A 14694-nucleotide genomic window follows, 5' to 3' on the forward strand; every position below is an offset into this window, starting at 1 on the left:
TCAACGGGTGAGCTGGCGCATGCCGTGGTCCAGCCCTTCGAGCGTCATGGGCACCATCCGGCCCTCGAAGATCGCTTCGATCATTGCAGTCGACTGGGTGTAGCGCCAGCGCGGCTCGGGCACCGGATTGATCCAGAGGTTCATCGGCCATTGGGCGCGGGCGCGCATCAGCCAGGTCTGGCCCGCCTCCGCGTTCCAATGCTCGTTCGCGCCGCCGGGATAGGCAATCTCATAGGGGGACATCGCGGCGTCCCCGACGAAAATGCAGCGGTAATCCGCGCCGTAGGTGTTGAGGATGTCCTGCGTCGGGATCTGTTCGCTCCAGCGGCGGCGATTGTCGCGCCATACCCCCTCGTAGAGACAGTTGTGGAAGTAGTAATACTCGAGTTGGCGAAATTCGGTCCGGGCGGCCGAGAAAAGCTCCTCGACCAGCTTGATATGCGGGTCCATCGAGCCTCCGACATCGAGGAAAAGCAGCACCTTGGCGGCGTTGCGCCTTTCCGGACGGGTCTGTACGTCCAGATAGCCTTTTTGCGCGGTGGCGCGGATCGTTCCAGGCAGATCGAACTCGTCCTGCGCGCCATCGCGCGCCCACATGCGCAGGCGGCGCAGCGCCATCTTGATGTTGCGCGTGCCCAGTTGAACGTCGCCGTCCAGATTGGCGAACTCGCGCTTGTCCCAGACCTTGACCGCGCGCTGGTGGCGCGACTTGTCCTGCCCGATGCGCACGCCCTCGGGATTGTAGCCATGCGCGCCGAAAGGCGAGGTGCCGCCCGTGCCGATCCATTTGTTGCCGCCCTGATGGCGGCCCTTTTGCTCGGCCAGGCGCTCTTTCAGCGTCTCCATCAGCTTGTCGAACCCGCCAAGCGCCTCGATCTCGGCCTGCTCTTCGGGCGTCAGGTGTTTCTCGGCCATCTTGCGCAGCCACTCTTCGGGCAGATCGACGGCATTCAGCACATCCTGGGCGGTGATCTGGTCCAGCGCCTCGAAGGCTGTAGCAAAGGCGCGGTCAAAGCGGTCTATGTGCCGCTCGTCCTTCACCATCGCGGTGCGGGCGAGGTAGTAGAACCCGGTCACGTCATATGTGACGAGCCCGGCGGAGACGCCTTCAAGAAAAGTGAGATATTCGCGCAAGGACACGGGCAGGCCAGCGCTGCGCAGCGACTGGAAGAAGGGCAGGAACATGCCGTGCCCCGCCAGTTACAACGTGGCGCGCTGGATCATGATCGTGACGAAGAGAGCGACCAGCGCGAAGATCAGCGCATGCACGGCGGCATATTGCGCGATATCGGCAGGGCGCCCCTTGCGACGACGCGCCCGAAGTCCGCCGATAACTGCACCGAGGATGGCCGCGACGATGACGATCATATGCTACCCGTTTCTTCCCTTCAGCGGATTGAGGTTCGAGACCTCGCGCAGCTTGGCGCGTACGGCCCAGTCCGCGCCGTAGCCGTACCGCGCCCAGCCGAGGCTGTCCATACGCACCTGCCGCGCTTCGGAGACGCGGCCCGTCAGCTCGAGCGCCTCTGCGCGCATCATCATCAGCTGCGCCAGAAGGGCCGCGTTCTCGTGGCGCTCGGCCACGGCGATCTGCGGTCCAAGAATGACCAGCGCATCGGCGCCGCGCCCTTGGGTGATGGCATAGGCGGCCAGCTGGGCCGCAGCATGCGCGCGGTGCAGCGATGTCACTGGCGCGCGGCGATAATAGGCGTCTGCGGCGGCGAAATGGTTCTGCGCATAGACGGGATCGGTGCTTTGGGTGATGCGGCCGATGGCGTAATGGGCAAAGGCCCGGCGGTGATCGGTAAAGCCCACAGTCTCGGAGATGCGCACGGCCGTTTCGGCGGCGGCACGGCGCTGCGCATTATTGGCGCCCGGCCCGAGGGCCGTTTGCATGGCGCGCACCCAGGCGCGCGGCGTGGAGTGCAGCGGGCGCGGGGCAATGCGCTCGCCCGCGGGATTGAGCCGGCGCAGGATGCCGGGAATCGCGGCAGCCACCTGGCGGCGGGTCATACCCGATTGCAGCTCGGGTGCGTAATAAGCGCGCAGGATCAACATGTCGAAGCCGGTCAGCACTGTATGCACGTTGTCGTCGTTGAAGACCGAATCGGGCAGGCGATAGAGGTCGTTCAGTGGGCCGAGCGCCTGGGACAGCTCTTCGTGCAGGCAATCGCGCACCTCTTGGGGGCTGCTGTCATTCGGCACGAAAATGGCCACCTTGCGCCGGGTCTGAAGGCCGCTCCAGGCGGTCAGGCGGCTGCGCTTGGCCGCGCGATACTCATCGAGGTTCGAGATGTTCGGCACGACGAAACAGGCGGCCTGTGGTAGGGCGCGGCGGATGTCAGCACGGCTGACGGCCTGAATCGTGATATTGGCGGGGCCGCTGACTTGGCTGATCTGGATACCCGCCTCGGACCGCAAGCGGTGCAGGAGGCGCGAGAGGTCCGATTGCAGCGTCGCGGGCGGCGCACCGGTGACCGTCACGCTGATCGGTCCCTCAAAGCGGGTCAGCACGGGCAGGTCGCGGCCCGATTCAAGGCGCAGCGACAAGTCCATGAAATCGCGCGCGATATCCTGGTTGGATCTGCTGGGCGCAGCAGGGTGCGGCACCGAGAACATCTTGATTGCAGGCATCCCGCCCAGGTCCGGCGTGGCGGCGCGCGACGCGACATCGCCTGACGTGCCGGGCACGCACGCCCCAAGCATGAGGCAGATAGGCAAGATCATTCGGCGCATATGCACCCCCATGGTGAACCCGGACGCAAGCGCACCCCCGCACCGATCTGGCACCGAGGGGCGCGGCCCCTCGTCCATTGTGGGCCGATGCTCAGGCTCACGTCGCTTATGGTTTTCTCTAAGGAGCATTTGAGACCATTTTACGGCACGCTGTCCGAAATTCTCGCAGGCCCCGTGTCATCCGCCGCGCCGCGCCATGAAGGCCAGACGCTCGAAAAGATGGACGTCCTGTTCATTCTTGAGAAGCGCGCCGTGCAGGCGGGGCAAGGCATCCTTACCATTGCGCTGTAGATCTTCGGGGCTCAAATCCTCGGCCAAAAGCAGCTTGAGCCAGTCCAGAACTTCGGAGGTCGACGGCTTTTTCTTGAGCCCCTGTTGATCCCGAATCTCGTAAAACTGGGTCAGTGCAGTTGTCAGCAGCGCGTCCTTGATGCCGGGATGATGCACCTCGACGATGCGGCGCATCGTGTCCATGTCCGGAAAGCGGATGTAGTGGAAAAAGCAGCGGCGCAGGAAGGCGTCGGGCAGCTCTTTTTCGTTGTTAGAGGTGATGATGACGATGGGGCGCTGCGCCGCGCGAATCGTCTCGCCGGTTTCGTAGACGTGGAACTCCATCTGGTCGAGTTCCTGCAGCAGATCGTTGGGAAACTCGATATCCGCTTTGTCAATTTCGTCGATCAGCAGAACGACGCGGCCCTCGGCGGCGAAAGCCTGCCACAGCTTGCCGGGGCGGATGTAGTTGGCGATGTCATGCACGCGCGCGTCGCCCAGCTGGCTGTCGCGCAGGCGGCTGACGGCGTCGTATTCATAGAGGCCCTGATGCGCGCGGGTCGTGGATTTCACGCTCCACTCGATCATCGGCAGGTCCAGCGCCGCGGCCACCTGGCGGGCCAGCTCGGTCTTGCCGGTGCCCGGCTCGCCCTTGACCAGAAGGGGCCGCTGCAGCGTGATGGCGGCATTGACCGCGACAGTCAGATCCTCGGTCGCGACGTAACTGCCTGTGCCTTGAAAATTCATAATCCGATCAGCCCTTTCAGGCGCACTTCTCATCCGCGCCGCCGGTCAGCATATGCGCAGAGCCGATTTCGATCAATGCGCCTTGAATTCGTGTAGTGACAACGGCTGCCGGTTGCAGTAAATGCACCCCGAGGGGGAGCCAGATGACACAGCATCCTGACGCCTTGGACCTTGAAAATAAAGAGGATCAAAGCTTGAAAGCCGAAGTTTTCCTGCCCGACGATTACCAGCCCGTCGAAGACGAGCCCTTCATGAACGAGCGCCAGCAAGAGTATTTTCGGCGCAAGCTGATGGATTGGCGAGAAGATCTGCTGGCCGGCAGCCGCGACACGATCGAAGCGCTTCAGGATGGCACACGCGCCATCCCCGATGTTGCAGATCGCGCCAGCGAAGAGACGGATCGTGCGCTGGAATTGCGCACCCGCGATCGCCAGCGCAAGCTGGTTGCCAAGATCGATCAGGCATTGCGCCGCCTCGATGAGGGCGAGTTCGGATACTGCCAGATGACCGGCGATCCGATCAGCCTCAAGCGGCTGGACGCGCGCCCCATCGCCACCATGACGCTGGAGGCGCAAGAGCGTCACGAGCGCCGCGAGAAGGTGCATCGCGACGATTGATCGCGCGGACATGACAAACTTTCTGAAACGCCGGGGCTGGTTCTCCGGCGTTTTTCGTATGATCTAGGGGCATGGATATGCAGGGCCTCTCAATCTCGATCATCGGCGCGGGTATCGGCGGGCTGGCCGCTGCGCGCGCGCTGGCTCTGCGCGGCGCGCGCGTCACCGTGCATGAGCAGGCCGCCGAGATTTCCGAGGTGGGCGCGGGATTGCAGATCTCGCCCAATGGGTTCGCGGTGCTCCGCGCTCTGGGCCTTGGCGATGCCGTCCGCGGCGCGGGCGTGCAGGGGGCGGCGGTGGCGCTGCATGATTACCGTCGGGGGCAGGTGGTGCGTCTGGATCTGACGCGGCTTGCCTCGCGCGATTACTGGTTTTTGCACCGCGCGGATCTGATCGGTATTTTGCACAAGGGCGCCGTGGATGCTGGCGTTCGGATCGAACTGGGCAAGCGCGCGGTGGACCCTGCTGCGATGGATGGCGATCTGGTCATTGGCGCCGACGGCCTGCATTCCGTCACGCGCAGCGCGTTGAACGGCACACTTGCGCCTTTCTTTACCCGCCAGGTCGCGTGGCGCGCGGTCGTGCCGCATGATGGCAGTCGCATGGGCGAGGCGCGCGTTCACATGGCGCCGCACCGGCATCTGGTCAGCTATCCGCTCCGCGGCGGGTCCGAGTTGAACATCGTCGCCGTCGAGGAGCGCGCGGGCTGGGCCGAGGAAAGCTGGAGCGCGGCGGGCGACCCGAATGATCTGCGCGCGCGCTTTGCCGATTTCGGGGCAGATGCGCAGGCGATGCTGAGAAAGGTCGATCGTGTGGGCCGGTGGGGCCTGTTTCGCCACCCCGTCGCGCCCGTCTGGGGCAAGGGGCGGCTGGCCGTTCTGGGCGACGCGGCGCATCCGACGCTGCCCTTCATGGCGCAGGGCGCCTCTCTTGCGATGGAGGATGCCTGGGTGTTCGCCGACGCCCTGGCCACGGCGCCGGATCTGTCTGCCGCCCTCAACACATACCAAGAGCGCCGCGCCGAGCGCGCGCGCAAGGTCGTCGAAGCTGCAAACGGTAATGCGTGGAAGTATCACTTGAAATTCAAGCCGCTACGCGCCGCAGCTCATCTATCACTCAAGATTGGTGGTGCGCTGGCGCCGGACCGCATGATGGGCCAATTCGACTGGATCTATGGCCATGACGTGACGGGCGGCGCGCCTCCTGTCATCCCTTCTTGAGCGGCCGGCCGTACAGCTCCATTTTGTGCCCCTTCAGCTTGTAACCGAGACGGGCCGCGATCTTTTCCTGCAAACGCTCGATCTCGGGGTCGAAGAACTCGATCACATCGCCGGTCTCGAGATCGATCAGGTGGTCATGGTGACCCCGCTCGGCATCCTCGTAGCGCGCGCGCCCGTCGCCGAATTCCAGCTTGTCCAGAATGCCGCTTTCCTCAAACAGCTTGACCGTACGATAGACCGTCGCAATGGAAATCTTGGGATCGCGCGCGGCGGCGCGGGCATAAAGCTCGTCGACATCGGGATGATCGTCTGCCTCTTCCAGAACGGCGGCGATGATGCGCCGTTGGCCTGTCATGCGCAGGCCGCGCGCCTCGCAGCGGTCGATGATTGTCTCGGGCGTCATTTCGGTCATGGGGGTATCCGGCTGGTATCAAGGCGTCTTTGTTAGCGTGCGGTGTTTTGGATTTCTACCGTTCATGGCGCGCGCCGTCACGCAAAGCTTGACTTTGCTCGCGCGGCCCTCCATCTAGCGCCTACCGACATTTCCTGCCGCGTGAGCAGCCGGGCCGCCCAAACGGCCGCCCCCAGATACCGAAATGTCGCCAGTATGATCCCAATATCACGCGTGGGGCCAGCCGCCGGATCGGCGCGATGGGCAATTCCGCCTATGCGTCAGGGCCTTGGCGGAACCACCGTAAGAGGCTGGCCGTACGCCGCCTCGACGCACGGGCCATTCGCGCCCGGAAACGGCATGGGACGTTCCCATGTCCGAAAGGATAAGATTTTGAACCTCTTCGAAGAAATGGGCCTGCCGGCCGTATTGGTCCGCAAACTGGGCAATATGGGCATCACCGAGCCGACCCCGATCCAGACACATGCAATTCCCTATGCGCTCGATGGCAATGACGTCATGGGCCTCGCCCAGACGGGCACGGGCAAGACGGCTGCCTTCGGCCTGCCGCTCATCGCGCAAATGATGGAGAATGACGAGCGTCCGCGCCCCAAGACGGCGACCAGCCTCATCCTCGCGCCGACGCGCGAACTGGCCAACCAGATCCGCGAGACGCTGCTGCCGCTGGTCAAGGACACGCCGATGAAGATCAACGTGGTCGTTGGCGGCATGTCGATCAATCCGCAGATCGCGCGCCTGGAGAAGGGCACGCATATCCTGGTGGCGACGCCGGGCCGCCTGCTGGACCTGATCGACCGCCGGGCGATCCGCCTTGATGCCACGCGTTTCCTGGTGCTGGATGAGGCCGACCAGATGCTGGACATGGGCTTTATCCACGATCTGCGCAAAATCGCGGCCCTTTTGGCCAAAGAGCGTCAGACGATGCTTTTTTCGGCCACCATGCCCAAGCAGATGGAAGAAATCGCGGGCAGCTATCTCACCCACCCGAAAAAGGTGCAGGTCAGCCCTCCGGGCAAGGCCGCCGACAAGGTCACCCAAGCGGTGCATTTCATTGCCAAGGCCGAAAAGCCGAACCTCTTGATCGAGCTTTTGGGCAAGCACAAGGGCGAGTTGGCGCTGGTCTTTGGCCGGACCAAGCACGGCTCGGACAAGCTGGCGCGCAAGTTGGAAAGCGCGGGCTACAAAGTGGCGGCCATTCACGGCAACAAAAGCCAGGGCCAGCGCGACCGTGCGCTGAAATCCTTCCGCGACGGGCATATTCACGTGCTGGTGGCAACGGATGTGGCCGCGCGCGGTCTCGATATCCCGGACGTCAAGCATGTCTATAACTTCGATCTGCCCAATGTGCCCGAGAATTACGTGCACCGCATTGGCCGTACGGCCCGCGCGGGCAAGGATGGCGCGGCCATCGCATTTTGCGCACCCGATGAGATGGGCGAGCTGAAGGATATTCAGAAAGTCATGGGCATTTCGATTCCCGTGGCGTCCGGACGTGCCTGGGAAGAGCTTCCCGATCCCAAGGCCGCAGCCAAGCGCGGTGGCGGCAACGGTGGCGGTCGCCGCCGTGGTGGCGGAGGCGGCAAGCCCGGCGGTGGCGGCGGCGCTGCATCCAAGCCGCGCCGGCGGCGCAGCGGTGGTGGCGGAGGCGGCGCGCGCAGCAACGCGGCCTGACATTCACCATCCCGAGATCGCAACCGCCGCTCAAGTGGCGGTTGCGACCTTGGTTGAGTTTGCCCGGTATGCCATTGCTTCTTCGCCATCGCTTGAAGATCGTGAGGCGCTCCGCGCAATTCGCAAACGAATACCGCATCTTGCAGGGATTATCTGGCGGCTGCATCCGTGCCCGTTACACAGCTTGAAGCTTGCTCGACGGAACGAAGCGCAGCTGACGCGTCAGCTATCACCTTGCGTCATGTGCCGCAGAATGTCTCGCGTACGATTTGATCCGGGCTGGGCGGCTCTGCCAGATAGGCCGAGACTTCGAGATCCTCATAGGGTCGCGCAAGTGCCTCGACCATCCTGTGAAACGGCGCATCATCACCTGCAACGGCAGCGGCGATCATCTCTTCCACCCGGTGATTGCGCGGAATGACGGCGGGGTTTGCAGCCTCCATGCGCGCGCGCCAGTCTGGCTCGCTTTCGATGCGGCTCTTCCAGCGCGTCTCCCATGCGCGAAACAGTGACGGATCGGTGAACTCATCTGCCGCCTTGCCGCGCGCCAAGGCGCGAAACGTGTTGGTGAAATCCGCGCCGGAATCCTCCATGATCTGTAGCAAATCCCCGATCAACGTCGCATCGTCCTCGCTTGGCTCGGCCAGCCCGATCTTGGCGCCAAAGACGCGCAACCGCTCGTCCTCGATCAGGTCCGGCATGGCATGGACCGCCTCCGTGAAATCGGCGATGGCGGCGTCTTGGTCAGGCATGAGTGGCACTAAGGCAGTCGCCAACTGAGCCATGTTCCAGACGATCAGGTGCGGCTGATTGGAATAGGCATAGCGCCCCTGCCGGTCAATCGAGCTGAATACCTGATCGGCGAAATATCCGTCCATAAAGGCGCAGGGGCCGTAGTCGATTGTCTCACCCGAGATCGAGGTGTTGTCGGTATTCATCACTCCATGGATGAAGCCGAGCCCCATCCACTGCGCCACCAGCGCCGCCTGCCGCGCAATGACCGCCCGCAGGAAGGCGCCCGGATCCTGCGCGCCGGGATAGTGCCGCTGGACTGCATACCCGAAAAGCCGCGCCAGCGACGCCGTATCGCCGCGCGCCGCGAAATACTGGAACGTGCCGACGCGCAAATGGCTGGAGGCAACGCGCGTCAGTATCGCACCCGGCAGGGGGCCATCCTGGCGCAGCACCCGCTCGCCCGTGCGCACGGCGGCCAGCGCGCGGGTGGTCGGAATGCCCAGCGCGTGCATTGCTTCGCTGACCACATATTCACGCAACACCGGACCCAGCCAGGCGCGCCCGTCTCCGCCCCGCGAATAGGGCGTGCGGCCTGAGCCTTTGAGCTGCACGTCGCGCCGCGCACCGCCGCTGGTGATGACCTCTCCCAGAAGTACGGCCCGCCCATCGCCCAATTGGGGAGAGAACCCGCCGAACTGGTGTCCGGCATAGGCCTGCGCAATGGGCGCGGCGCCGGGCAGGGCGCGGTTGCCGGCAAAGATCTCGGCCAATTCGTCATCGTCGCCGAGCGTCATGCCCAGATCCGCCGCCAACGGCCTGTTGACGGCGATCAGCGAGGGCGACGCCACCGGGACAGGCGCCTGCGGCGTGTGAAAAGGCGCCGGAAGCTGCGCGTAGGTATTGTGAAACGGAATTGTGGTTTGCATCATGGCCTCAAGATAGGCGTGTGGCGCCCTTACGCCAATGCCGCGCGCCTGAAAACCCGCCCGCTATTGGGTATTTTGCCCAAGAAAAAGCCGGGCCACAGCGCCAGTCTTTCATTGTTCCGAAGGTACTCCGGGGTCCGGGGCAGCGCCCCGGCGGGTCAGAGCGGGCGCGACATCAGCATATATCCGTCCCGAGCGCGAAAATGCATTTTCTCGTAAAAGGCGCGCGTCTTGGCATCATCGCGCGCCACCTCCAGATGGATCGTGCGCAGACCCGCGCCCGCCAGCGCGCGAGGTAGGGACGAGAGAATCTCGGTGCCAATGCCGCGGCCGCGCACGCCGGGGCGGATGTAGATCTCGTCCAGTATGCCGTCGAGGCCGCCATATTCCAGCGACCAGCCAAAGCTGATAGCTGCGTAGCCGATCGGCGCGCGCACCGGGCCTGCGATGTAGATCGCACCATGGGGCGAGCCTGCGAGCAACGGCTCGACCGCTTTGCGGCGCATGGCCTCGTCCAGAGCGATCCCCGCCTCTGTATGAAAGGCGGCGATGAGCGGCAGGATGCGGTCGATATCGTCTGATTTGGCGAGGGTGAGGGCGGTCACGGGCGGCTGGGCTTTCGTCTGGGAATGCCGCGCCAACATGCCCGCCGGGCCGCGCGCTGTCCATGCGCTGCCCTTCAGTCTGGGCCTTTTTCCGCCGCAGCGCGGTAGTGGCGCAGCACGTGGAGCCGGATCGCCGAGGCGAGGCCAAGATCGGGGCCGCGCGCTGCGTCGATTTCGGCGGCGAGTGCATTGATCGGCGTGCCGCTCTGGGCGGCGATGGCACGGAAGGCGCGCCAGAATTCGGGCTCCAAGGTGACGGAGGTACGGTGCCCGCGCAGGGTAAGCGAGTGTTTGACCGGGCGTAGAGTCATGGCAAGGTCATGGCAGTCTCAGGGCTCGCGCTTGTGATCGTCGATGTGGCGCGCCGCCTTGGCCGCCTCCGTCTCGTCGCGCTTTACCTGAGCCTTCGTGCGGCCGAAGCGGACGGCGTTCTCATCCGCCTCGGCCTTGGCCGCTGCCCGCGCGCGGGATTTGCGCGCGCGGTTCAGATTGATTGGCTTGTCCGTCACTTCGGCCCGACCATGTCTTCGGGCCGCACGACGCGGTCGAAGGTTTCGGCATCAACAAAGCCGAGCGCAATGGCCTCTTCTTTCAGCGTGGTGCCGTTCTTGTGCGCGGTCTTGGCCACTTTGGTGGCGTTGTCATAGCCGATTTCGGGCGCGAGCGCCGTGACCAGCATGAGCGACTCGCGCATCAGCTTGTCGATGCGCGTCTCGTCCGCTTCCAGCCCGTCCACCAGATTGTCGGTAAAGGCCGAGGCCGCATCGCCCAGAAGCTGCATGGATTGCAGAACGTTATAGGCCATCATGGGCTTGTAGACGTTGAGCTCAAAATGGCCTTGGCTGCCGGCAAAACCGACGGCGGCATCATTGCCCATGACATGCGCGCAAACCTGTGTCAGCGCCTCGCATTGCGTGGGGTTCACTTTGCCCGGCATGATGCTGCTGCCGGGCTCGTTCTCGGGCAGGATCAGCTCGCCCAGACCGCAGCGGGGGCCACTGCCGAGGAAGCGGATATCGTTGGCGATCTTGAAGAGCGATCCCGCCACGACGCGCAGCGCGCCCGAGATTTCGACCATCGCGTCATGCGCCGCCAGCGCTTCGAACTTGTTGGGGGCGGTGACAAAGGGCAGGCCGGTGATCTCGGCCATGTTGGCGGCGACCGTCTCGCCCCAGCCTTTTTGCGTGTTGAGGCCGGTGCCGACAGCCGTGCCGCCCTGCGCCAGCTCGTAGATGCGCTCGAGTGCGGCATGGATGCGCTCGATCCCCATGGCGACCTGATGCGTGTAGCCCGAGAATTCCTGGCCCAGCGTCAGAGGCGTGGCATCCTGCGTATGTGTGCGCCCGATCTTGATGATATGCGCCCATTTTTGCGCCTTGGCCTCCAGCGCGTCTTGCAGCTTCTCCAGCCCCGGCAGCGTCACGCCATGGGCTGTCATCGCAGCGGCGATGTGCATCGCCGTTGGGAAGGTGTCGTTGGATGACTGGCCCATGTTCACATGGTCATTGGGATGCACTGGGTCCTTCGAGCCGATTGTGCCGCCCATGATCTCGATCGCGCGGTTGGCGATCACCTCGTTGGCGTTCATGTTCGATTGCGTGCCCGAGCCGGTCTGCCAGACGACCAGCGGGAAGTTGTCGTCGAGATCGCCCTGGATGACCTCGCTTGCCGCTTCGATGATGGCATCGGCGCGGGCCTCGTCCAGTTTGCCGTTTTCCTTGTTGGCTTGCGCACAGGCTTTCTTGATCACGCCGAGGGCGCGGACGATGGCGATGGGCTGACGCTCCCACCCGATGGGAAAGTTGATGATGCTGCGCTGCGTTTGCGCGCCCCAATACTTGTCCGACGGCACTTCGAGCGGGCCGAAGCTGTCGGTTTCGGTGCGGGTGGTGGTCTCACTGCGGCTCATTGGGGCGCTCCTTGGTCAGGTTTGCGCCTGTCTTACCGTCTGGTGCGGAAAGTTCAACGGGCGAGGTGCCGGGCGGCGCGCCCCGCGCCCCGCTTCAATGCTTGCGAAAACTGTCGAGGCTGACGATATCGCCGCCGCCCTTGGGCGCGGTGTCCTCGTCCAGATCCGCTTCCTCGTCCTCTTCGTCCTCATCGCTTTTGGGCTGTGTCTCGAATCGCAGGCCGAATTCGACGGAAGGATCGACGAAGGTCTGAATGGCGTCATAGGGCACATAGAGATTTTCGGGCGCGTCGCCGAAATTCAGTGTGATCCCAAAGCCTTCGTCGCTGACCTCAAGATTGTCGTACCAATGCTGCATCACAACGGTCATCTCGTTCGGGTAGCGCTGTTTCAGCCAATCGGCCAGCGCGGCCTCGGGGTGGTTGGTGTCGAAGGTGATAAAGAAGTGGTGCGCGCCGGGCAGGCCGTTTGCGGCGACATCCTCCAGCACCTCCTGGATCAGGCCACGCATGGCCCGGTGCATCAGATTGCCGTATTCGATGGTGCGCGACATGCCTTGGCCCTCGGTATTTCCTAGATCCCACAATACGGGATTCCGAGGAAAGGAAAAGGGGCGCCGCGCGGCTAGAGCGCCAGATGCAAGAGCCCGCCCGCCGCAGCCATCAGCGCCAGCGCGGGCAGCATCGGGATACGCAGGGCCAGCATCAGGATCGCGGCCAGCGCGGTAAGGCCCGCCGCGGGTGTATCGAGGCTGGAGAGGACCGGATAGGTGCCCAAGGGACCATTGCGTAGCTCCGCAAAAAGAACGTGGAGCCCGAACCAGAGCGAGAGGTTGGCGATGACCCCGACCACCGCTGCTGAGATCGCCGAAAGTGCGCCGCGCAGGCGCGGCTGCGCCAGAAGCCGCTCCAGATAGGGCGCGCCCGCAAAGATCCAGAGAAAGCAGGGAACGAACGTCACCCAAAGCGCCATGGCCCCCGCCGCCAGCGCGGTGCCAGTGCCGCCCGCGCCGAAGCCCGCCAGCATGGCGACGAATTGCGTCACGAGGATGAGGGGGCCGGGCGTCGTCTCGGCCAGTCCCAGCGCGTCGATCATCTGGTCCGCGCTGATCCAGCCATGGGTCTGCGTCACGGTCTGGGTCATATAGGCCAGCACCGCATAGGCGCCGCCGAATGTCACCACCGCCAGCTTGCTGAAGAAAGCTGCGATGGCGGCGAGGAAGGTCGCGTCAGCGGCATGGGCCGCCAGGACAGGCGCGGCCCAGAGGCTGCCCCAGATGGCGATGGTGCGCAGCGTGCGAGCCGTTTGACCCGGAGTGATGGGCGCGGCCGCCCCATGCGGCTGTCCCCGAGCGGCCCAGGCGCCCCAGGCCGCGGCGGCGGCGATGATCAATGGAAAGGGCAGGGCGGCGGCATAGATCGCGGCGAAGGCCAGCACGGCCAGAACCACCTGCGCGCGCCCCTCCAGCGCGCGATTGCCCAACCTCCAGAGCGCTTGTGCGACGATCACCAGCACCGCCGCCTTGACCCCCGCAAAAAGCGCCGCAACCAGCGGCACGTCGCCGTATTGCGCGTAGGCCAGCGCCAGCGCGAGGATGGCCAGCGCGCCGGGCAGGACGAAGAGAAGGCCCGCGAGGATGCCGCCCCATGTGCCGCGCAGGCGCCAGCCCGCATAGGTCGCCAGCTGCATCGCCTCCGGGCCGGGCAAGAGCATGCAAAAGCTGAGCGCGCCGAGGAACTGACGCTGCTCCAGCCAGCCGCGCCGCTCGACCAGCTCGGATTGCATCAGGGCGATCTGAGCCGCCGGGCCGCCAAAGGACAAAAGGCCGATCCGCCCGAAGGCCGCCAGGAAAGCGCGCGTGCTGACCTGCATATCAGGGCCGCCCATTTTGGCCGTGGAGCCAGTCATGCCCCTCATCCTGCCCGTCCCGCGCCCAGCGGTAGAGCGCATCGTAAACGGGAATGGCGGCCTCAAGTTGGGCGTGATCGTTCTTGTATTGACGCGACAGCCCGACCGAAATGGCCAGCAGTCCCGCGGCAACGGGATGCAGGTCATGCCGGTTGGTATCCGCCGCGCGAATGGCCAGCGCCATCTGCTCAAGCGCGGGTGTGGCAAGGCCGAAACGGCGGAGCATCACATCGAAGCTGCACAGATCGCCCTCATGCGAGAACTCGGCCCCGTCAATATCGAAGGGGGTGGCGTCAAAGATGTCGGCCGCCGCCATCACCTCGGACGGGGCGACAAAGAGAAAGCGGGCACGCGGATCGACGAAGCGCCGGATCAGCCAGGGGCAGGCGATCCGGTCGATCTTGGGCCGCGCGCGAGTGATCCAGCGGGTTTGACCCTCCGCATCGAAGCGCACGGCGTTGATCGGCACGAGAGGGCCACCGCTGGCCTGCCACGCTTGCACGCCGCCCGCCAGATATTCGGCCGTGACGCCTTCGGCCTGCAGCGCGCTGACGACGCCCTGGCTGAGCTTGCGGCCCTTCTGGCAAATGATGATTGCGGGGCCGCCGTTGAGGCTTTGCCTCAGCGCCGCCAGTTCGCGATGCGACGCGCGGCGGGCGCCTGGGATCAGTCGGGGATCTTCTGCGAAATCCTCGGGCAGGCAGATGTCGATGAGTGCGGGACAGGCGGGCGTGCCGATCAGGCGCATCAATTGGGGTGGTGTGATGGAATTCGGGTCTGGCATGGCATCCTCTGAGCAATCGAGTTCAGGATGCGACATTGGGCCAAAGCCTCACGGGGAAGTCGCTGTCGTCCCCATGAACAAAGAGTGCACCGGGACCTGCGCGGCTGTCAATGCGGCGTCATTCGGGGTGTACGGGTCACGGATTCAGCGAGTA

The 14694-nt window shown here is 64.5% G+C and carries 16 protein-coding genes; 3 read left to right on the forward strand and 13 right to left on the reverse strand.

Translation table 11 applies throughout. The annotated features are described in order from the left end of the window. The 4 genes from BW975_RS14500 to BW975_RS14510 form a co-directional block, all read right to left on the reverse strand. A complete protein-coding gene (locus tag BW975_RS14500; RefSeq protein ID WP_076535034.1) occupies window positions 1–1185 on the reverse strand; it encodes a vWA domain-containing protein in 1185 nt (394 codons plus the stop codon). Window positions 1186–1200: 15 nt separating this feature from the next. Next, window positions 1201–1368 (reverse strand): hypothetical protein, encoded by a 168-nt coding sequence (locus tag BW975_RS18115; protein ID WP_092746242.1) that lies wholly within the window; start codon window positions 1366–1368, stop codon window positions 1201–1203. Window positions 1369–1371: 3 nt separating this feature from the next. Continuing rightward, window positions 1372–2736, reverse strand: a complete 1365-nt coding sequence (locus BW975_RS14505; RefSeq protein ID WP_076535035.1) for a DUF2927 domain-containing protein — start codon at window positions 2734–2736, stop codon at window positions 1372–1374. A gap of 177 nt (window positions 2737–2913) precedes the next feature. Then, complete coding sequence (locus tag BW975_RS14510) at window positions 2914–3753, reverse strand: AAA family ATPase (RefSeq protein ID WP_076535036.1); 840 nt, start codon at window positions 3751–3753, stop codon at window positions 2914–2916. 143 nt (window positions 3754–3896) lie between these two features. Here BW975_RS14510 and dksA point away from each other — a divergent pair, with 143 nt between their 5' ends. Then, window positions 3897–4370: an RNA polymerase-binding protein DksA gene (gene dksA, locus BW975_RS14515; RefSeq protein WP_076535037.1), complete on the forward strand. Its 474-nt coding sequence runs from the start codon at window positions 3897–3899 to the stop codon at window positions 4368–4370. A 71-nt stretch (window positions 4371–4441) separates the two neighbouring features. Next, a complete protein-coding gene (locus BW975_RS14520) occupies window positions 4442–5590 on the forward strand; it encodes an FAD-dependent monooxygenase (protein WP_076535038.1) in 1149 nt (382 codons plus the stop codon). Here the strand turns inward: BW975_RS14520 and BW975_RS14525 are convergent. Then, entirely contained in the window at window positions 5577–5993 is a 417-nt protein-coding gene (locus tag BW975_RS14525; RefSeq protein WP_076535262.1) for a Fur family transcriptional regulator, read from the reverse strand. The genes BW975_RS14520 and BW975_RS14525 overlap by 14 nt on opposite strands. 381 nt (window positions 5994–6374) lie before the next feature. Between BW975_RS14525 and BW975_RS14530 the strand changes: the two genes are divergently transcribed. Continuing rightward, the gene (locus tag BW975_RS14530; protein ID WP_076535039.1) at window positions 6375–7673 is read left to right on the forward strand and encodes a DEAD/DEAH box helicase; all 1299 of its coding nucleotides are present in this window, start codon (window positions 6375–6377) and stop codon (window positions 7671–7673) included. A 239-nt stretch (window positions 7674–7912) separates the two neighbouring features. Here the strand turns inward: BW975_RS14530 and BW975_RS14535 are convergent, their stop codons facing one another. The 8 genes from BW975_RS14535 to BW975_RS14570 all read right to left on the reverse strand — a co-directional run bounded on the left by BW975_RS14535 (window position 7913) and on the right by BW975_RS14570 (window position 14540). Then, a complete protein-coding gene (locus BW975_RS14535; protein WP_076535263.1) occupies window positions 7913–9334 on the reverse strand; it encodes a protein adenylyltransferase SelO in 1422 nt (473 codons plus the stop codon). A 158-nt stretch (window positions 9335–9492) separates the two neighbouring features. Then, window positions 9493–9939, reverse strand: coding sequence for a GNAT family N-acetyltransferase (locus tag BW975_RS14540; RefSeq protein WP_244512583.1), 447 nt, complete (start codon window positions 9937–9939; stop codon window positions 9493–9495). A gap of 74 nt (window positions 9940–10013) precedes the next feature. Next, the gene (locus tag BW975_RS14545) at window positions 10014–10250 is read right to left on the reverse strand and encodes a ribbon-helix-helix domain-containing protein (protein WP_076535041.1); all 237 of its coding nucleotides are present in this window, start codon (window positions 10248–10250) and stop codon (window positions 10014–10016) included. An 18-nt stretch (window positions 10251–10268) separates the two neighbouring features. Continuing rightward, window positions 10269–10448, reverse strand: a complete 180-nt coding sequence (locus BW975_RS14550) for a DUF4169 family protein (RefSeq protein WP_076535042.1) — start codon at window positions 10446–10448, stop codon at window positions 10269–10271. Beyond that, complete coding sequence (fumC, locus tag BW975_RS14555; protein ID WP_076535043.1) at window positions 10445–11848, reverse strand: class II fumarate hydratase; 1404 nt, start codon at window positions 11846–11848, stop codon at window positions 10445–10447. The genes BW975_RS14550 and fumC overlap by 4 nt, the downstream gene beginning before the upstream one ends. A gap of 94 nt (window positions 11849–11942) precedes the next feature. Continuing rightward, window positions 11943–12401, reverse strand: coding sequence for an SspB family protein (locus BW975_RS14560; RefSeq protein WP_076535044.1), 459 nt, complete (start codon window positions 12399–12401; stop codon window positions 11943–11945). A gap of 71 nt (window positions 12402–12472) precedes the next feature. Beyond that, the gene (gene chrA, locus BW975_RS14565) at window positions 12473–13720 is read right to left on the reverse strand and encodes a chromate efflux transporter (protein ID WP_076535264.1); all 1248 of its coding nucleotides are present in this window, start codon (window positions 13718–13720) and stop codon (window positions 12473–12475) included. A 1-nt stretch (window position 13721) separates the two neighbouring features. Continuing rightward, the gene (locus tag BW975_RS14570) at window positions 13722–14540 is read right to left on the reverse strand and encodes a chromate resistance protein ChrB domain-containing protein (RefSeq protein WP_076535265.1); all 819 of its coding nucleotides are present in this window, start codon (window positions 14538–14540) and stop codon (window positions 13722–13724) included. Window positions 14541–14694 lie beyond the last annotated feature (154 nt).

This window comes from Roseovarius nanhaiticus (assembly GCF_900156535.1).
Classification (GTDB): Bacteria; Pseudomonadota; Alphaproteobacteria; order Rhodobacterales; family Rhodobacteraceae; genus Roseovarius; species Roseovarius nanhaiticus.